The sequence below is a fragment of the Salipiger sp. ABN3_019 genome, from assembly GCF_056158605.1.
In genome coordinates this window covers 183,774-201,416 of record NZ_JBSWTP010000001.1, presented here as the reverse complement: position 1 = coordinate 201,416, position 17,643 = coordinate 183,774, and the positions used below count along the sequence as shown (strand labels likewise).

13 protein-coding genes and 2 pseudogenes are annotated in these 17,643 nt (G+C 64.0%); 8 read left to right on the top strand and 7 right to left on the bottom strand.

Annotation, left to right across the window (positions count from 1 at the left end):
• Positions 1-3: 3 nt before the first annotated feature.
• Genes ACXAD2_RS00975 through ACXAD2_RS00955 form a run of 5 tightly spaced genes read right to left on the bottom strand, consistent with a single transcriptional unit; the run spans position 4 to position 7,173 of the window.
• Complete coding sequence (locus ACXAD2_RS00975) at positions 4-924, bottom strand: electron transfer flavoprotein subunit alpha/FixB family protein (RefSeq protein ID WP_475165693.1); 921 nt, start codon at positions 922-924, stop codon at positions 4-6.
• Entirely contained in the window at positions 924-1,676 is a 753-nt protein-coding gene (locus tag ACXAD2_RS00970) for an electron transfer flavoprotein subunit beta/FixA family protein (RefSeq protein WP_475165691.1), read from the bottom strand. The genes ACXAD2_RS00975 and ACXAD2_RS00970 overlap by 1 nt, the downstream gene beginning before the upstream one ends.
• A gap of 39 nt (positions 1,677-1,715) precedes the next feature.
• Positions 1,716-4,163 carry a GcvT family protein gene (locus ACXAD2_RS00965; RefSeq protein WP_475165688.1) on the bottom strand — a complete coding sequence of 816 codons (2,448 nt, stop codon included), beginning with the start codon at positions 4,161-4,163 and terminating at the stop codon, positions 1,716-1,718.
• Between the two features lie 25 nt (positions 4,164-4,188).
• A complete protein-coding gene (locus tag ACXAD2_RS00960; RefSeq protein ID WP_475166058.1) occupies positions 4,189-6,624 on the bottom strand; it encodes a GcvT family protein in 2,436 nt (811 codons plus the stop codon).
• A gap of 6 nt (positions 6,625-6,630) precedes the next feature.
• Positions 6,631-7,173, bottom strand: coding sequence for a helix-turn-helix domain-containing protein (locus tag ACXAD2_RS00955; RefSeq protein ID WP_475165685.1), 543 nt, complete (start codon positions 7,171-7,173; stop codon positions 6,631-6,633).
• 269 nt (positions 7,174-7,442) lie between these two features.
• On the opposite strand from ACXAD2_RS00955, the pseudogene ACXAD2_RS00950 reads away from it, so the two are divergent.
• The 4 genes and pseudogenes from ACXAD2_RS00950 to ACXAD2_RS00935 form a co-directional block, all read left to right on the top strand.
• Positions 7,443-7,656, top strand: a pseudogene (locus tag ACXAD2_RS00950) (IS6 family transposase); the annotation flags it as partial.
• On the top strand, positions 7,590-7,886 hold the full coding sequence (locus ACXAD2_RS00945) for a hypothetical protein (RefSeq protein ID WP_475165682.1): 297 nt from the start codon (positions 7,590-7,592) through the stop codon (positions 7,884-7,886). The pseudogene ACXAD2_RS00950 and the gene ACXAD2_RS00945, both read left to right, overlap by 67 nt.
• 353 nt (positions 7,887-8,239) lie before the next feature.
• Positions 8,240-9,629: pseudogene (locus tag ACXAD2_RS00940) on the top strand (ISNCY family transposase).
• A gap of 65 nt (positions 9,630-9,694) precedes the next feature.
• Entirely contained in the window at positions 9,695-9,967 is a 273-nt protein-coding gene (locus ACXAD2_RS00935; RefSeq protein ID WP_475165680.1) for a hypothetical protein, read from the top strand.
• Between the two features lie 359 nt (positions 9,968-10,326).
• On the opposite strand, the gene ACXAD2_RS00930 is transcribed toward ACXAD2_RS00935, so the two are convergent.
• Both ACXAD2_RS00930 and ACXAD2_RS00925 read right to left on the bottom strand, forming a co-directional pair.
• Complete coding sequence (locus ACXAD2_RS00930; RefSeq protein WP_475165678.1) at positions 10,327-11,670, bottom strand: ATP-binding protein; 1,344 nt, start codon at positions 11,668-11,670, stop codon at positions 10,327-10,329.
• A 28-nt stretch (positions 11,671-11,698) separates the two neighbouring features.
• Positions 11,699-12,370: a response regulator transcription factor gene (locus tag ACXAD2_RS00925; protein ID WP_475165677.1), complete on the bottom strand. Its 672-nt coding sequence runs from the start codon at positions 12,368-12,370 to the stop codon at positions 11,699-11,701.
• Between the two features lie 149 nt (positions 12,371-12,519).
• Between ACXAD2_RS00925 and ACXAD2_RS00920 the strand changes: the two genes are divergently transcribed.
• The 4 genes from ACXAD2_RS00920 to ACXAD2_RS00905 all read left to right on the top strand — a co-directional run bounded on the left by ACXAD2_RS00920 (position 12,520) and on the right by ACXAD2_RS00905 (position 17,635).
• Entirely contained in the window at positions 12,520-13,596 is a 1,077-nt protein-coding gene (locus tag ACXAD2_RS00920; RefSeq protein WP_475165674.1) for a tricarboxylate transporter, read from the top strand.
• Between the two features lie 83 nt (positions 13,597-13,679).
• Positions 13,680-15,710 carry a tripartite tricarboxylate transporter permease gene (locus ACXAD2_RS00915; RefSeq protein WP_475165670.1) on the top strand — a complete coding sequence of 677 codons (2,031 nt, stop codon included), beginning with the start codon at positions 13,680-13,682 and terminating at the stop codon, positions 15,708-15,710.
• A gap of 19 nt (positions 15,711-15,729) precedes the next feature.
• Positions 15,730-16,818 (top strand): 4-oxalomesaconate tautomerase, encoded by a 1,089-nt coding sequence (locus ACXAD2_RS00910; protein WP_475165666.1) that lies wholly within the window; start codon positions 15,730-15,732, stop codon positions 16,816-16,818.
• Between the two features lies 1 nt (position 16,819).
• The gene (locus ACXAD2_RS00905) at positions 16,820-17,635 is read left to right on the top strand and encodes a universal stress protein (protein ID WP_475165663.1); all 816 of its coding nucleotides are present in this window, start codon (positions 16,820-16,822) and stop codon (positions 17,633-17,635) included.
• Positions 17,636-17,643 lie beyond the last annotated feature (8 nt).

Here is a 17,643-nt window from a genome sequence, read left to right as displayed (position 1 = left end):
CGATCAGAGCGCCTCTGTCAGTGTCGGCACGGCGTCGAAGAGGTCGGCCACAAGGCCGTAGTCCGCGACCTGAAAGATCGGGGCGTCTTCGTCCTTGTTGATCGCGACGATCACCTTGCTGTCCTTCATCCCCGCGAGGTGCTGGATCGCGCCGGAGATGCCGACGGCAATATAGAGGTCGGGCGCCACCACCTTGCCGGTCTGGCCGACTTGGAGGTCATTGGAGGCAAAGCCCGAGTCCACCGCCGCGCGCGAGGCACCGACCGCCGCGCCCAGCTTGTCCGCGAGGGTCGAGACGAGGGCGAAGTTCTCCTCGGAGCCGATGCCGCGACCGCCGGAGACGACCACCTTGGCCGAGGTCAGCTCGGGCCGGTCGGAGGAGACGACCTTGTCTTCCACATGCACGCTGAGGTCGGACACAGCGGACAGTGCCACGGTCTCTACCGGAGCGGCCGCGCCGGTGCCGGCGGCCTCGAAGCCGGTTGTGCGGATCGACAGCACCTTGACCGGATCGATCGACCGGACGGTCTGGATCGCGTTGCCAGCGTAGATCGGCCGCTTGAAGGTATCTGCCGAGACCACCTCGGTCACGTCGGTCATCACCATCGCGTCGAGCAGAGCGGCTACGCGGGGCAGCACGTTGCGCCCGGAGTTGCCCGCCGGGGCCACGATATGAGTGAAGCCCTGCGCCTGGTCGAGGATCAGCTGAGCCAGGTTCTCGGCCAGACCGTTGGCCACGGCGGCATCTTCGCAGACGAGCACCTTTGCCACGCCCTCAAGGCTTGCGGCCTCTTCGCCCGCTGCCGTGGGACCACAGACCAGCGCAGTCACCTCGCCCAGTTGCGCCGCCGCCGTGACGGCCTTGGCGGTTGCATCCAGCGCCAGCGCGCCGCCTGCCATTTCTGCCAGTAGAAGTACAGCCATCAGACCAGCCCCTGTTCCTTGAGTTTGCCGACCAATTCCTCGACCGAGCCGACGGTGATCCCCGCCGCGCGGCCTGCCGGTTCTTCGGTTGCCAGCACCTTGAGGCGCGGGGCGAGATCGACGCCGCAATCGGCGGCAGTCTTCTCTTCGAGCGGCTTTTTCTTGGCCTTCATGATGTTGGGGAGCGAGGCGTAGCGCGGCTCGTTCAGGCGCAGGTCGGTGGTGATGACGGCCGGCAACTTGACCGAGATGGTCTGCAAGCCACCGTCGACCTCACGGGTGACAGAGGCCTTGCCGCCCTCTACTTCGACCTCGGAGGCAAAAGTTGCCTGACCCCAGCCGAGGAGCGCAGCCAGCATCTGGCCGGTGGCGTTCATGTCGTTGTCAATCGCCTGCTTGCCGGCGATGACCAGCTCGGGGGCCTCGTCGGCTACCATCTTGGCCAGGATCTTGGCGACGGTCAGCGGCTCGATATCGTCGCCGGTCTCGGCCTCGACGAGAATGGCGCGGTCGGCGCCCATGGCCAGTGCGGTGCGCAGGGTTTCCTGCGCCTTCTTGTCACCGATGGAGACGACGACCACCTCGGTTGCGGTCCCGGCTTCCTTCAGGCGGATCGCCTGCTCGACCGAAATTTCGTCGAAGGGGTTCATCGACATCTTGACGTTGGCCAGATCGACACCGCTGCCGTCCGGTTTGACGCGGACCTTCACGTTGTAGTCGATCACGCGCTTGACGGGGACAAGGATCTTCATCTCTTGCGTGCTCCTGTTGGTTGCGGGGGCCCGGGAAGGTCAGACCTTCACGCGCTCCGATTTCGGGTCATAGAAGGGTTTGAGCGAGGCTTCGGCCCTGATGCGGCGCCCGGCGACCTCAATCTCGTAGGTGGAGCCAAGCACATCCTGAACCGACTGGCCGGGGCAGGGGACGTAGCCCATGCCCATCGCCGCGCCGAGGTGGTGGCCGTAGGCGCCGGATGCGAGGTAGCCGACAATGGCACCGTCGCGCACGATGGGTTCGGCGTGATAGAGCATCGGCTCCGGGTCGGTCAGCTTGAACTGGACGAGGCGGTTTCGTAGGCCCTCGTCGCGCTTGCGCTGAACGGCGTCGCGGCCGACGAAATCCACATCTGTCTTCTTGATGGCGAAGCCGAGGCCGGCCTCCAAGATGTGATCCTCGGACGAGATGTCATGCCCGAAGTGGCGAAAGCCCTTTTCGATGCGGCAGCTGTCCATCATGTGCAGCCCGCAGAGCTTTGCGTCCATGTCGCGGCCTGCCTCGCGCAGCACCTCGAAGACATGGGCGGCCATGTCGGTGCTAACATACAGCTCCCACCCCAGTTCGCCGACATAGGTGACGCGGTGCGCGCGGGCGAGGCCCATGCCGATCTCGATCTCTTGCGCGGTGCCGAAGGGGTTGGCCTCGTTGGAGAAATCAGCCGGCGAAACGCGGGAGAGCAGATCGCGCGATTTGGGGCCCATGACGCAGATCACCGCCTCGGACCCGGTGGCATCAAAGAGCGTCACGCGGAAATCGCCCATGTGGCGGCGCAGCCATTCCTGATCGGCCAGCCGCGTGGCGGCGGGGGTGACGACGAGGTAGGCGGTTTCGGACAGGCGGGTGATGGTCACATCCGCTTCGATCCCGCCGGAGGCGTTGAGTAGCTGGCTGTAGACGATCTTGCCCACCGGGACCGACAGGTTGGAGGCGGAGACGTAGTTGAGGAACGCTTGCGCATCCGGGCCTTCAACTCGGATCTTGCCGAAGGACGACATGTCGTAGATGCCGACGTTTTCGCGGATCGCCTTGTGTTCGCGGGCGGCGTTGTCGAACCAGTTCTGGCGCTTCCAGCTGTAGCGATATTCCGGCGTCTGGCCTGCGTCCGCGAACCAGTTGGCACGCTCCCAGCCGGCCAACTCGCCCATGACCGCGCCCTCGCGCAGCAGCGCGTCATGCAGCGGCGAGCGGCGGATACCGCGGGCGGTGGCCTTTTGCCGATAGGGGAAGTGATCGGCGTAGAGCAGGCCCAGCGTTTCCTTCGACCGCTCAAAGAGATAGGTCTTGTTGCCTTGGAAGGGCTGCATCCGCGCGATGTCCACATCGCCCAGATCGAACGGCTTTTCGCCCGTGTCCATCCACGAGGCCAGCGCCGATCCCGCGCCGCCCGCCGACTGGATACCGATGGAGTTGAAGCCGGCGGCGACCCAGACATTGTCCATCCCCGGCGCAAGGCCAAGGTGATAGGCGTCATCGGGGGTGAAGCTTTCGGGACCATTGAAGAAGGTGTGGATGCCCGCCTCGGCCAGCAGGGGCATCCGGTTCACCGCCTGTTCGAGGATCGGCTCGAAATGGTCGAAATCCTCGGGCAGCTGGTCGAACTCAAAGTCTTCGGAGATGCCGTTTATGCCCCAGGGCTTGGCCACCGGTTCAAAGGCGCCGAGCAGCAGCTTGCCGGCGTCTTCCTTGTAGTAGGCGCATTCCTCGGGGACGCGCAGGGTGGGCAGCTGGGTCAGGCCGGGGATGGTGTCGGTGACGATGTAGAAGTGCTCGCAGGCATGCAGCGGCACGTTGATGCCCATCTGGCGGCCGACCTCGTGGCCCCACATGCCGGCGCAGTTCACCACCATTTCGCATTGGATGGTGCCGCTCTCGCCGCTCTCGGACTGCCAGGAAACGCTGTCGATACGGCGCCCGTCGCGGCCAAAGCCAGTGACCCTGGTACGCTCGATCACCTGTGCGCCGCGCATCCTGGCGCCCTTGGCCAGCGCCAGCGCGATGTTGGCGGGGTCGCCTTGCCCGTCCTTGTCGAGGTAGACGGCGGCCTTCACGTCATCAACGTTCACATGCGGATAGCGGGTTTTCAGCTCCGACGGGCTGATCTCTTCGACCTCGACACCGAAGGCGCGGGCCATCGACGCTTGCCGCAGGATCTCCTCGCGGCGCTCGTCGCTCAGGGCCACGGTGATCGAGCCGTTGCGGCGGAAACCGGTGGCGACGCCGGTTTCCTCTTCGAGCTTGCCGTAGAGTTCCTGCGAATATTTCGCCAGTTTGGTCATGTTCTTGGTGGCGCGCAGCTGGGCGATGAGGCCCGCGGCGTGCCATGTGGTGCCGGAGGTCAGCTGCTTGCGTTCGAGCAGCACCACGTCTTTCCAGCCGAGTTGTGTGAGGTGATAGGCGACAGAGCAGCCGATCACACCGCCGCCGACGATCACGACGCGGGCGCGTTCAGGGGGGAGGGCCATGTTGGGCGTCCTTTCAGATCCGGGGTCAGGCGCGGATGCGGGCGTTGTCTTCATCCCACAGGGTTGGCGTTTCATTGACCGTGGCGCTCAGCCGCTGGCCGTAGACGGCCACCTCGACCGAAGCGCCTGCAGGGACAGAGGCATCCAGCATCGCCAGCGCGATGGCCGCCTCAACGCGGTGGCCGTAGGCCGAGGACAGCACCACGCCCGCCAGTTCGCCGTCAGCAAAGACGCTGGCCATGTAGGGGGCATCCTGCTGCCCGGTTTCGACGGTCAGAGACGCGAGCCGTTTGGCGGGCTGTTGCTGCGCCTTTGCCAGCGCGGGTTTGCCGGGGAAATCCTGCGGCTTGTCCAGTTTGACGAAGCGGCCGAGGCCGGTCTCGAACAGGGTGTAATCGGCGGACAGATCGCCCTTCCACGTGAGATAACCCTTTTCGATCCGCATGGAATTGAGTGCATACATTCCGAAGGGCGTGGCCCCTGCATCGCGGATCGCGGCATAAACCGGCGCGGCATCCTCGGGGGCGCAATGCACCTCCCACCCCAGTTCCCCGACAAAGGAGACGCGCGCCAGCATCGCGGGCTTGCCCGCCACCTTGGCCTGCTGGTGGGTGAGCCAGCCGAGGGTGAGGTCGGCATCAGAGATCCCGGCCAGCACATCACGCGAGGTCGGACCGGTGACCAGCATGCCCACGACATCGCGGGTCTTGTCGGTGACCGTCACAGTCTCGGGCATGGCGGCGCGCAGGATCTCGGCATCGTGCCAGAGGGCGACGGCAGCGGTCGTCAGGGTGAAATCATCCTCGCCGTGGCGGATGCAGGACATCTCTGTCAGCACATGGCCCCGGTCGTCGGCGATGTAGATCAGGTTCATCCGCCCCACCTTGGGCAGGGCCCCGGTAATGAGGCCTCGCAGCGCCTCTGCCGCGCCGTCGCCCGAAACGCCGAAGCGCGAGAACCCGGCAAGATCGATCACCCCTGCGCCATCGCGCACGGCCAGCACCTCTTCGCGGACGCGGGCCTGCCATGGGCCATTTCGGTCCCAGGTGTGCGTCGCATCTTCGGAGGTGTCGTCACCCTCTTTGGCGAACCAGTTTGCGCGCTCCCAGCCGTTGTAGGCGCCCATCTGCGCGCCATCGGCCAGCAGGCGCTCATGGTTGGGCGAGAGCTTCTTGTCGCGGCCCGCAGGCCATTCGTGATGCGGGAAGTGCATCGCGTATTCGTGGCCGTAGGTCTCTATCACCTTGGCCGTGGTGAACCCGGCATCGGCGTGGTCGGTGTAGCGGCGCGGATCGACCGACCACATGTCCCATTCGGTGTAGCCGTGCATGATCCATTCCGACAGCACCTTGCCTGCGCCGCCCCCCTGCGCGATGCCGAAGGTGAAGCTGTGCGCCTCGAAGGCATTGGGCACGCCCGGCATCGGGCCGATCATCGGCAGGCCATCGGGGGCGTAGGGGATCGGGCCGTTGATGTTGCGCTGAACGCCCTGGGACCCCAGAAGCGGCACGCGCTCCATCGCGTCCATGATGTACCACTCCAGACGGTCGAGATCGTCGGGATAAAGCTGGAAGCTGAAATCCTCGGGCATCTCCGCGCCCGACGCCCAACCAACCTGACAGTTTCGCTCATAGGGGCCGAGGTTCAGCGAAAAGGTGTCCTGCCGCAGGTAGTAGGAGCTGTCGACGTCGCGCAGCATCGGCACCTTGCGCTTGTTCTCCTCGGTCCAGGCCTTGATCTCGGGGATCGCCTCGGTGAGGAAATACTGGTGGCTCATGACGGTGAGCGGCACCTCGCGCCCGCCGTGGGGCAGGAACCATTCGCCGACGCGGGCGGCGTAGTAGCCGGCGGCGTTGACCACGAATTCGGCTCGGATATCGCCCTGATCGGTGTGCACCACCCACTCCCCATTCTCCCGGCTGACGCCGGTGGCGGGGGTAAAGCGGGCGATGGTGGCGCCAAGCGCGCGAGCGCCCTTGGCCAGTGCCTGCGTGACCTGAGAGGGGTCGATATCGCCATCGAGCGGATCCCACAGCCCGCCTTCCAGATCATGGGTTTCCATGAAAGGCATGTGGGCCTGAAGTTCATCGGGCGTGCACATGTCCATTTGCAGACCCATCTGGGCGGCCATGTCGCGCACGCGTTCGAATTCCATCATGCGCGTGTGGGTGTGGGCCAGCCGCACCGCGCCGGTGACGTGGTAGTTGATCGGGTAATCCACCTCGGCGGCCAGATCACGATACATCGCCAGCCCATAGCGCTGCATGTTCATAATGCCGTAATTAGCGGCGAAGTTGGGGCAGTTGCCCGCCGCATGCCATGTGGAGCCCGCCGTCAGCTCGTTCTTTTCGAGCAGGACACAATCGGTCCAGCCGGCCTTGGCCAGATGATACAGCGCGGAGGTGCCGACGACACCGCCGCCGATGATGACCACACGGGCCGTGGAGGGAAGAGCCATGATGAAACCTCAGTAGACAGGGGGGGAGATGACCCAGATCGCGCAGGCGGGGTCGTCGTAGGGGTTGGCCCAGCGGTATTCCGAGCCCTTGATGCGGAAGCTGTCGCCCGCGTCGATGGTGAACCGCTGATCACCGATGAAGATGTCGAGCCGCCCGGAGATAAGGTAGGCCACTTCGGTGGTGGCGCGTTGTTTGGGCTCGTCGAGCGCACTGCCCGGCAGGAAGGTCGAGTGGATGACTTCGAAATCGTCGGTCAGATCGGGCGACACGAGCGACTCGACAAGACCTTCGTCCCGCTCACCGATTTCGCGGCGCGCAGTTGCCCGGACCACGTATCCGCGCTCCTCCGGGGGGGCGTCGGTGGCGCCGAAGAACATCGACAGGGGCACGTCGAAGATCCGCGCCATCGCTCGCAGATCCTTCATGGAGGGCTCCGACAAGCCGCGCTCCACTTGGCTCATCCAGCCAACGGAACGGTCGAGCGCCTTCGCCAATGCCTGAAGCGTGAGCTGACGGGCTACCCGTAACGCCTTGATATCTTGTCCGATCATATGATCTCCGGATTCTCGTCCCAGTCGTGGTCCGCTATGCTGGTTGCCACCAAATAGGCTCAGTGAAAAACTCGTAAATATTTTCATTTCGCACAAGTGAAAAAAGACAACACTTTTTCATCAGTTGCAAAGGGTGTGGTTTTCGCCTAAGAAACGGGCAGTTTCGCCGATGGCTCTTTCATTCCTTGGGCGACAATTGGAGGAGGGAGTGCCAATTTGCTTTCCGTGTTGAGCCGGTCTAACTGGTGGAAATGAAGATCCCACCTTAGATACCGCGCCTGAAAGGCTTGCATTTCCCCCGCGTGATCATCCCCAGACGCCGTCTGGGCCGACCATCGGCTCGCGCTGAGTACGGCGGATTTAGAGGGTCCGCTCGCCGAGCGAGGCGTAGTCGTCAGCCGTTAAGCCGTTCGCAAATGGGTGAACCGGTTTGGTCAGCATTTCGCACACTGCATCAGGCGCGCCTGGCCCGCCGCCGCAGACAACACCCGGCGCAAATCGAGGCCTCGGCCCGCATCACGCAGCCTTGCTCGATGGATGGGCACTGGCGCGATCCACGTCCGCGCCTGGCCGTGGCGGGGGACCGCATCGCGCTCACCGATCCGCTTGAGGGATTGGTGCGGCTTGTCGACCCCGCAAGTCTTGCAGGAACGGTGACGATCCCGGTCGAGGGGCTGCCCTACAACATCCTCGCCGTGGCGACAGCGGCCTGACCCACTGATCCCGCTTGAGCGGCGGCAGACGCCGAGCAGTAGGCCCAACTTGCCCCGCGCGAGGGCACATGCATGCCAATTGCCAAAGGGCCCGCCAATGGCGGGCCTTTTCCGCTCTGCACTGTGGGCGAAGGCGACCGTCCGCGCCGTGAATGGGTTGTCAGAGGAACGGCGACAGCATCATCCAGGCGACAAGCGCGATCAGCGATCCTGCCAGCAGCTGTGCCACGGGTAATGGAATCACATAATCCGTTTTTACCCGAAGTAAGAGTGTAAGCGCCAAGTTAGAATGTCTCACATGAGCAAAGCTGAAGTGTCACACTCCCCTGATTGGGCAGGATTGGAGTGCGGCCGTGGGATTGGTGGTCATGAGCGAGCGCGAGCTGAACCGGATCGAAGTCCTGAGTGATGTGGTGCAAGGCCGGATGTCTGCGGTGGCGGCAGCCTCGGTCCTGGGCTTGAGCCGAAGGCAGGTTCATCGGCTTCTGAAGACGTTCCAGGCCGATGGTCCGGCGGCGATCCGGCACAAGGCCCGCGGACGTCCGTCCAACAACCGGATCGATCCCGCGGTGCGTGAGTTTGCGCTGACGCTGATCCGTGAGCGCTACGCCGACTTTGGGCCCACGTTCGCAGCCGAGAAGCTGGCGGAAGACCATGGCCTGTAGGTGTCGCGGGAGACCTTGCGCAAATGGATGCAGGATGTCGGCATCTGGCTGTCGCGCAAGCAGCGCAGAATGTTTCACCAGCCGCGCCGGCGCCGGGACTGCTATGGCGAACTCGTGCAGATAGACGGCTCTGATCACGCCTGGTTCGAGGAACGTGGTCCGGCCTGCACGTTGCTGGCCTTTGTCGACGACGCCACCAGCACGCTGATGCACCTGGAGTTTGTAGCCTCTGAGAGCACCTTCAGCTATTTCGGCGCGCTCGAGCGGTATCTCGCGGCGCACGGCCGGCCCGTGGCGCTCGCCATTGTCCTCGAACCAATGGCGGACCAAGGCTCGCTATTCCGACAAACACTCGGTGTTCCGTGTCGCCAAGCAAGGGGCGAAGTCGGGCCATGGCATGACCCAGTTCGGTCGGGCGCTGAACGATCTGAACATCGAGATCCTCTGTGCAAACAGCAGCCAGGCAAAGGGCCGCGTCGAGCGCGCGAACCGTACCCTGCAGGATCGGCTGGTGAAGGAACTACGGCTGGCAGGCGTCTGCGACATGGCAGCCGGCAACGCGATCCTGCCAAGGTTCTTGGCGCGCCATAATGCGAAGTTCGCCAAGGCGCCGCTACGGGCCGACAACCTGCACCGGTCCCTGAACATGGAACCGGAACGTCTGCGAGAGATCCTGTGCTTCCGCGATGAGCGCTATGTCACCAGGCAACTGGCCTTCTCCTATGAGCGGCAGCGCATCATCCTTGCGGAGAACGACATCACGCGCGCACTGCCTGGCAAGTATGTCGACACCTACGAGTTCCCCGATGGCCGGTTCGAAGTCCGCTGGAAAGGCGTGTCGCTGCCCTACTCCGTGTTCGACAAAGACCAGCGCGTCAGCCATGCCGCGATCACCGAGAACAAGCATCTGAGCGCGGTGCTGGAATACATCAAGGCCGAGCAGGACAAGGCGCGTCCGAAGAAGCGGCGGGCCGGCAAGCAGCGGACCCGCTACGAGCCGACAGGTCGCCGCAACGACGGCTGGAACTCGCTGGCAGCGCGCCAGGCAAAGGCGCGGGCCGCAGCACCCCCGGAATGACGCTGTCGCCGCGTCGCCGCGATGCTAACCTCCGCCGCGAGCGAGTGAGTGAGCGAGGCAGGCACATGGCAGGCAATACAGAGCCGGAGATCATCTTCTCGAACCTGACGCAGGACGTGGTGATCGACGGCCACCGCTTCACCGTGGAGATTTACCGAACCTCAGACGATCCTTCGTGGATCCTGTCAGTGGAGAACGCCTTCGGGACGCTGACGATCTTGGACAACCCTCCATATTTTGCCGACGGCCTTGCCTGGCGGGCCTTCGAGAAGCTCCTCGATGAGCAAGGTTTCCGCGCCTTCTACAGCGCAAAGGAGCCCCGCAAGCTCCGGCTCTGAACGCATGGCCGATCAGGGCTGCGATATGTGGGGTCTTCGCCCTGCCCGGCCATGCTTCTCCACCCTCGGTGAGACATTTCTGCTTTGCGCAGCCGAGGACATTTCAACTTGGTTGCAACAGAGAGTGCGGCCGTCGAGTTCACCCGCGTCGGAGAGAAGAGCGCGTGGCTCAGGAGGCGATGCGGGCGACGCGAGGCAAGGTCTTAAGGGCGATGGTCGGCAGGTCGTAAAACTCGAAAAAGCCGGGGGTCTGCTCGACGAGCATGTCAGTTCTGGTCTGGCTCCGGAAGCCGCGTCCCGCGGAGCGGATTGCAGTCACATTGGCACGCAAAATGCCGCTCCCGTCACTGGCGAAACCCCTACGCGTGCGGCACTTCGAGACGCACGTTGGTACCTTTTTCAACGTTCTCCAGCCGCACGCTGCCGCGGTGTTTGCGCATCACCTGTTCAACGATCGCAAGTCCAAGGCCGGTTCCCTCGCCGTTGCGCAACTGTGAGAACCGGCGGAACGCCGTCTCAGCCTGGTCAAGCGGAATGCCTAGGCCGTCGTCCTGCACAGTAACAGTAATCACGGCGTCGTCCATGCCCGTTTGCACCGAAATTCTGGTCATCTCGTCGCCGCCATGGCGCAGGGCGTTTTCCAAGAGGTTGGTGATCGCCTCTCCAAGGAGTGTGGGGTCCCCGTCCATCATCAGGCTCTGCGCGCAACGTTCCAAAGAGAATTCGATATCGCGGGACAGTGCAGCGTGCGCGAGACCTTGGCAGGCTTGTTCCACCACATCGTTCAGGTCGAACCGGGAAAGTGTGCCGCCATCGCCATAGCGCAGGCGTTCAAGCTGCAACAACTGGTTCGCCAGGCGCGCAGAGGCGCGCGCGGCGGAGATGAGTTCGGCTTGGCGGGCGTTCCGCTCGCCGTCGTCCCGGACATCGGGCAGTGTCTCTGCAAGGGCCAAGAGCGCTGCGGCCGGGTTCCGCAACTGGTGGGCTGCATCGGATATGAACGCCTGGTGCACCTCGATGCTGTCGCGCAGCTGTCCGAAGAGGCGATTGAGGGTCGAGACCACCCCGGCGACCTCTTTTGGAACCGGTCGGCGGATCTGTCCGAGCTCGTCGGGAGAGCGTCGGCGGATGGCTTCCTGCAGATCGTTGAGGGGGCGCAGGCCGATCTGGACGCCGAACCAGATCACCAGAGCCAGCGTGGCCATCAAGCCCGCCATGATACCAATGGCTCGCAGAGCCAGCTCCCGGGCGAAAGCCTGACGGTCGCTCACCCGCTGCCAGACGGTGACTACCGTCTCGCCCGAGAGGTTGCCAATGGTGCGGTCCTCGATCATGCGCAGGACGCGCATTTGATCGCCCCGATAGTCGGCCACGTAGTAGCTGGGCATGTCCCGGCTCAGCTGCCCGGCGGCGCGCGGGGGATAGGCGTATCCCGTCACGTAGTAGCCACCAGGTCCGGTGACATGGTAGAAAATCTCTCCCCCGCCTGCGTCGGAGATGAAGTTTCGGGTGCTCGGCGAAAGGGCATCGCCATCGGAGATCGCCACATCTCGCGAAATCGCAAGCGCCGCGGCAAGGAGACTGCGGTCGAACAGCTCTTCTGAGGTCTCTTGCGCCGCGGCGAAACGCCAGAGGCCAAGCAGAACGGCAACGACCAGAAGCGGAGGCAAGATCACCAGGAACAGCCGCAGCCGAAGTGACATGGCCTTGCGACGCCTCCTTCCGCGAGGCTCAAGCACCACCGACTTCCAGCATGTATCCGAGCCCGCGCGCTGTCTTGATCCGTATCCCGAAGGGGTCGAGCCGTTTTCGCAGACGCGAGACATGCGGCTCGATTGCGGTGTCGTCTGCGTCAGCGCCAATTCCGTAGACATGGCTGATGAGCTGTGACTTGGAGACGAGGCGCCCGCGCCGCTCAAGCAGACACTCGAGGGTTGCGATCTCTTTGCGCGGGATGTCGAGCGGTTGCTCGTCCTGCAAGAGCTGCCGGCCGGCGCGGTCGAAAACCAAGGGGCCAAGCGGTTCGCGCGCGGCAAACTCGAGGTTCTTGCGACGCGCCATCGCGCGTAGGCGCGCCTCGAGCTCGTCCATCTCGAAGGGTTTGGTCAGATAGTCGTCCGCCCCGGCATCCAATCCCGCCACCCGCTCTGCCGTCTCCGAGCGTGCGGTCAACAGGATGACCGGCGTTCCGTCGCCGCGGCGGCGCAGGGCCCGGAGTACGTCGATCCCGTCCATGTGTGGCAGGTTCAGGTCCAGAACGACGAGATCCGCGCCCTCCTGCGCGAGGAAGGCATCGGCTTCCGCGCCGTCATGGAGCAGGTCTACCGAGTGCCCACGGTCCCGCAAGCGGAAGGCTATTCCGTGGGCCAGAGCCTCATTGTCTTCGATGACGGCGATACGCATGATTACTTCTTTGTCATGTTGCGCAAGTTTCGCGCAAGGTTGGAACGGCACATTGGCGGCATCGGAGGAGGGAATTGTTTCCCTTGAAACACTATCACTCGGAGCGTCGCACGTGGATGCGCCGCGCCGTGCTCTACGGGAGGATACCAATGACCATCAAGAACCTCGCCGCTGCCGTTGCCGGCCTTGCACTCACGACTGGCCCGGCGCTGGCCGAAGTCGACTTTTCCGGCAAGACGATTGAATGGGTGATCCCCTTCTCGGAAACCGGCGGATCGGCAAAGTGGGCTAACTTCTTCGCGCCGCTCCTGTCTCAGGAACTGCCGGGCAACCCCACCGTGGTGGTGAAGTTCATGCCGGGTGCCGGATCGACGAAAGGCGCGAACTGGTTCCAGGAGCAGGAGCACAAGGACGGAACGCTGCTCTTCGGCTCGTCGGGGTCGACGCAGTTTCCCTATCTGCTGAGCGACCCCCGCGTGCGCTACGAATTCAAGGACTGGATCGCGGTCATGGCGACCGGCACCGGCGGCGTAGCCTATCTGAACCCGGAAGACGGCGCAAAGTTCGACGGCTCGGCAAACGCGCTGCAGGACGTGGACCTGATCTTCGGCTCGCAGGGGGCCACCGGTCTCGATCTCGTTCCGCTGCTGGCTTGGGAACTGCTGGGCATGAAGGTGGAGCCGGTCTTCGGCATCAAAGGTCGCGGTGACGGCCGGCTGATGTTCGAGCGCGGCGAAGCCACGATCGATTACCAGACATCCTCCGGTTACCTGTCCGGCGCTTCGGATCTGGTCGAGGCTGGCACCGCTATTCCGATGATGACTTGGGGCGCGCTGGACGAAGAAGGTGCGATCGTGCGCGACCCCACCTTCCCGGACATGCCCTCCTTCAAGGAAGTTTGCGCCGCCACGGAAGGCTGCGAGACCGAAGGTGTCGCCTGGGACGCATGGAAGGCCTTCTTCATCGCCGGCTATCCGTCGCAGAAGATCGCCTTCCTGCCGCAGGGCACCCCGCAGGAGGTGATCGACACCTATGTCGCGGCCTTCGAGGCGGTGCGCGCGCGCGCTGATTTCGCAGAGATCTCCTCGAACGAAGTCGGTAAGTACCAGATGTTCGTCGGCGAAGGCGCAAAGAAGGCCACAGACGAAGCCACCACCGTGAGCGCTGAGGCCAAGGCCTATGTCATCGACTGGCTCAAGGTCTCCTACGGCGTGACGATCGAGTAATCGACACACCTGCGGGTCGCGTCCCTACGGCCGCGACCCGCAGCGCTTCTTCCCCCTGAAAACTCAACCGAAAGAACGGTGCGATGGAACTCTTCGCGACCGCCCTGCCGGCGCTTGCCGACGCATGGGCTCTCATCTTGCAACCTGTCGTTCTGGGATACCTGGTTCTGGGCGTGGTCATGGGCCTTGCCGTCGGCGTGTTTCCCGGTCTCGGTGGCATCGCCGGTCTGTCGCTGCTCCTGCCCTTCATGTTCGGCATGGAACCCGTGCTCGGTCTTGCGCTGATGATCGGTATGGTGGCCGTGGTTCCGACCTCGGACACGTTCTCTTCCGTGCTCATGGGCATTCCGGGCTCGTCCGCATCCCAGGCCACCGTGCTCGACGGCTTTCCGCTGGCGCGCAAGGGGCAGGCGGCGCGGGCGCTGTCGGCGGCTTTCACCGCCTCGCTGTTCGGCGGTCTCGTCGGCGCGGTGTTCCTGACGCTGTTCATCGTGGTCGCACGTCCTCTGGTCCTGGCCTTCGGCCTGCCGGAAATGCTGATGATCTCGATCCTGGGCCTGTCCATGGTGGCCGTGCTCGCAGGGCGCGTTGCGCTGAAAGGTCTCGCGGCGGCGGGTCTCGGCATGCTGATCGGCACCATCGGCGTAGCCGATGCGGGCGGCTCGTTGCGCATGGCCAGCTATGATTTCCCCTACCTGACCGACGGTTTGCAGCTGGTGATCGTGGGCCTGGGTATCTTTGCCGTGCCCGAGATCGTGTCCCTGCTGAGGCAGGACCGTTCCATCGCCAAGGATGCCTCCCTTGGCGCCGGCTGGATGGACGGCGTACGCGATTGGTTCGCCAACAAGTGGCTGTCGGTGCGCTGCTCGCTGATCGGCGTTGTCGTGGGGGTGATCCCCGGCCTCGGCGGCTCGGTCGTGGACTGGATCGCCTACGGCCACGCTGTCCAGACCACAAAGGACAAGTCGCAATTCGGCAAGGGCGAGATCCGCGGCGTTATCGGGCCGGAAAGCTCGAACAACGCCAAGGAGGGCGGCGGGCTGGTTCCGACGCTGCTGTTCGGCATTCCCGGTTCGGGCTCGATGGCGATCTTCATCGGTGCCATCGCCCTGCTGGGCTCGGGCGACATCGAGGTCGGCCCGGCGATGCTGCGCGACAACCTCGACATCACCTATTCCATCGTCTGGCTGCTGGCGTTGGCCAATGTCGTCGGCACTCTGCTGTGCATCGGCGTCTCGGGCGGCATCGCCAAGCTGACCACCATCCGCTTCACCTACCTTGCGCCGTTCCTGTTCATGCTGATCGCCTTCGCGGCCTTCCAGTCGGGACAGAACTTCGAGGACATCCTCGCGCTCTTTGCCATCGGCCTGATCGGCATTTTCCTGCGCCGCTTCGACTGGTCGCGTCCGGCCTTCCTGATCGGCTTCGTGCTCTCGAACCCGGTCGAAAAATTCTCGAACCAGGCGTTCCAGATCGCGTCTTTCCGCTTCCGCAAGTCATTCGAAGAGGGCATGGATTACCTCTTCTCGCCGATCGTGATCGTTCTGCTCATCATTACGGTCGTCTCGGTGGTGCTGGGTCTTCGCCAGGCCAAGACCATCATGGCCGAGGGCGACGTGCAGTCGGGGTCCAAGCGCGCGCCGATCATCTTCCTGATGGTCATCATGGCCTATGTCGTCACCGCTCTGATCAACGCCAACGCGATCCCCGATTACAACATGACGGACAAGATCGTGCCGCTGGTGATCGGCGGCGTCACATTGGCCGCGCTGCTCATCCTGCTGGTGCAGATGATCCTGCGGCCCGAGGGTGACAGCATCTTTGCCGACAAGGAAATGGCGGGCGAGGACGCTGACGCGCCCTACGGGCTCTGGGGCACACTTGCATGGTTCGGCGGGCTGATCGTCGCGACATATTTCCTTGGCTTCATCCTCGCACTGGCCGGCTTCCTCGTGATCTTCCTCAGGGTTCGGGCACAGGCCGTATGGCCGAAGGCGCTGATCCTGACGGCCGCCGGAATCACGCTGATGTGCGTGATGGGGGGCGCGCTGAACCGCGACTTCCCGCCGGGGCTGCTGCAGCACGCCGTCGATCTCCCCTGGCCACTGAAATGATCCTTCCGGAGACAATGACATGACACAGACAGGCATTCCTTTTGTCTTCATGCGTGGTGGCACCTCGCGGGGACCCTACTTCAACCGCGCCGACCTGCCGGACGACCGCGAGACCCTTGCCGAGGTGCTGATCGCGGCGCTTGGCTCGGGCAATGCGATCAACCTCGATGGCATCGGCGGAGGCGTCGCCGTGACCACGAAGGTCGCCATGCTTTCACCGTCGGCGGACGAGTGGGCGGACGTGGATTACTTCTTCGCCCAGGTTTCGGTCGAGGACCGGCTCGTGGACTTCAAACCCACCTGTGGCAACATCCTGTCCGGAGTCGGCCCGGCCGCAATCGAAATGGGTATTGTCACCCCGTCCGGCGACGATACCGAAGTCCGCATTCGCGCCGTCAATACCGGGGCACGGGTGCTTGCCCGGGTGCACACCCCGGGCGGGGCGGTGCGCTACGAGGGCGACACGGCCATTGCCGGGGTTCCTGGCACCGCCGCACCGATTGCGCTGAACTTCATGGGTGTGGTGGGATCTTCGACCGGTGCCTTCCTGCCCACGGGCAACCTGCGCGACACCTTCGAGGGCATCGAGGTCACCTGCATGGACGTGGCGATGCCGATGGTCATCGCCCGGGCCGCCGATTTCGGCCTGACCGGATACGAAACCGTGGCGGATCTGGACGCGAACCGGGACTTCTTTGCCCGGATGGAGAGTGTGCGGCGCCTCGCGGGGGCCGCGATGGGTATGGGGGATGTCTCGCAATCCGTCACGCCGAAGTTCGGCCTGCTGGCGCCCGCCCGCGATGGAGGCACGATCTGTACACGTTACTTCATGCCTTGGACGACGCATCCCTCGATGGCGGTGACGGGATCACAATGCCTCGCGTCCTGTGCTTTGACCCCCGGAACCGTCGCCGATGGAATGCTGGAGCGGCCCACGGAAAGCCCTGCAAACGTGGTTCTGGAACATGCCTCCGGTAATATCGAGGTGCTGGTGGACTTTGAGCTGAACAACCACTTCACCCTCAACTCCGCCGGGCTGCTGCGTACTGCGCGCAAGCTGGCGGACGGGCTCGTCTACGTGCCTGCTTCTGTCTGGAAGGGTCGCTGACATGCCGATGAAGAACCTGCTCGTGGCTTTCAATGGTTCCGAGGGCTCGATCGCGGCCCTGCGCTATGCCGCCTCGCTTGCGGAGCGCTCGGGGGCGCATGTCACCGCAATGATGGCGCACAGCGCGCACGAGGTGATCGACAAGCGCTCGCGCTGGATACCAAAGGAGGCGCGTGCGCTGCTGGATGCGGCCAACTCCAGTATCCTGCGCGAGATTGAAGCAAAGTTCGAAGCTGAACGGACGGCCTTGGGACTGGTCAACGCGCTCCAACTCAAAGAGGTGACGGGCCGTGTCGACACCGTCCTGTCCGAGGCCGCGCGGCATTATGACATGCTCATCGTGGGCAGCTATTCAGACACCGACGATGAACATGTGACCCTTCACCCGGATCGCATTGCACTGCTTTCCGGTCGTCCCGTCGTTGTCGTGCCCTCCGGGTACGAAGGCGGAGGGAGGCTCAGCCATACAGCGCTGGCCTGGGATGGGGGCCGGGCCGCGGCGCGTGCCCTGTCGGACAGCCTGCGCATTCTCGAGGACGACGGGCGCGTCAGTGTGTTGACCGTCGGGCCACGTACCGGCTGGCCGATCGAGGATCTGATGAAGCATCTTTCCCGCCACGGTGTGGACGCCGTTCACGAGGAATGGCCCACGTCACATCCGGTGGCTGCCACGTTGATTTCCTGGTGCCGGAAGCATCAACCGTCGCTGCTGGTGCTCGGGGCCTTCGAGCACTCGAAGTTCCGGGAGGATCTGCTGGGGGGTGTCACCTCCGAGGTCCTGGCGCAGATTGATATTCCCGTACTCTTGTCGCATTGAGGAGCCTT

Excerpts from the sequence above, each read along its gene's own strand:
- ACXAD2_RS00975 (WP_475165693.1), bottom strand. The coding sequence starts at position 924 with ATGGCTGTACTTCTACTGGCAGAAATGGCAGGCGGCGCGCTGGCGCTG.
- ACXAD2_RS00970 (WP_475165691.1), bottom strand. The coding sequence starts at position 1,676 with ATGAAGATCCTTGTCCCCGTCAAGCGCGTGATCGACTACAACGTGAAG.
- ACXAD2_RS00965 (WP_475165688.1), bottom strand. The coding sequence starts at position 4,163 with ATGGCCCTCCCCCCTGAACGCGCCCGCGTCGTGATCGTCGGCGGCGGT.
- ACXAD2_RS00955 (WP_475165685.1), bottom strand. The coding sequence starts at position 7,173 with ATGATCGGACAAGATATCAAGGCGTTACGGGTAGCCCGTCAGCTCACG.
- ACXAD2_RS00945 (WP_475165682.1), top strand. The coding sequence starts at position 7,590 with ATGGGTGAACCGGTTTGGTCAGCATTTCGCACACTGCATCAGGCGCGC.
- ACXAD2_RS00935 (WP_475165680.1), top strand. The coding sequence starts at position 9,695 with ATGGCAGGCAATACAGAGCCGGAGATCATCTTCTCGAACCTGACGCAG.
- ACXAD2_RS00930 (WP_475165678.1), bottom strand. The coding sequence starts at position 11,670 with ATGTCACTTCGGCTGCGGCTGTTCCTGGTGATCTTGCCTCCGCTTCTG.
- ACXAD2_RS00925 (WP_475165677.1), bottom strand. The coding sequence starts at position 12,370 with ATGCGTATCGCCGTCATCGAAGACAATGAGGCTCTGGCCCACGGAATA.
- ACXAD2_RS00920 (WP_475165674.1), top strand. The coding sequence starts at position 12,520 with ATGACCATCAAGAACCTCGCCGCTGCCGTTGCCGGCCTTGCACTCACG.
- ACXAD2_RS00915 (WP_475165670.1), top strand. The coding sequence starts at position 13,680 with ATGGAACTCTTCGCGACCGCCCTGCCGGCGCTTGCCGACGCATGGGCT.
- ACXAD2_RS00910 (WP_475165666.1), top strand. The coding sequence starts at position 15,730 with ATGACACAGACAGGCATTCCTTTTGTCTTCATGCGTGGTGGCACCTCG.
- ACXAD2_RS00905 (WP_475165663.1), top strand. The coding sequence starts at position 16,820 with ATGCCGATGAAGAACCTGCTCGTGGCTTTCAATGGTTCCGAGGGCTCG.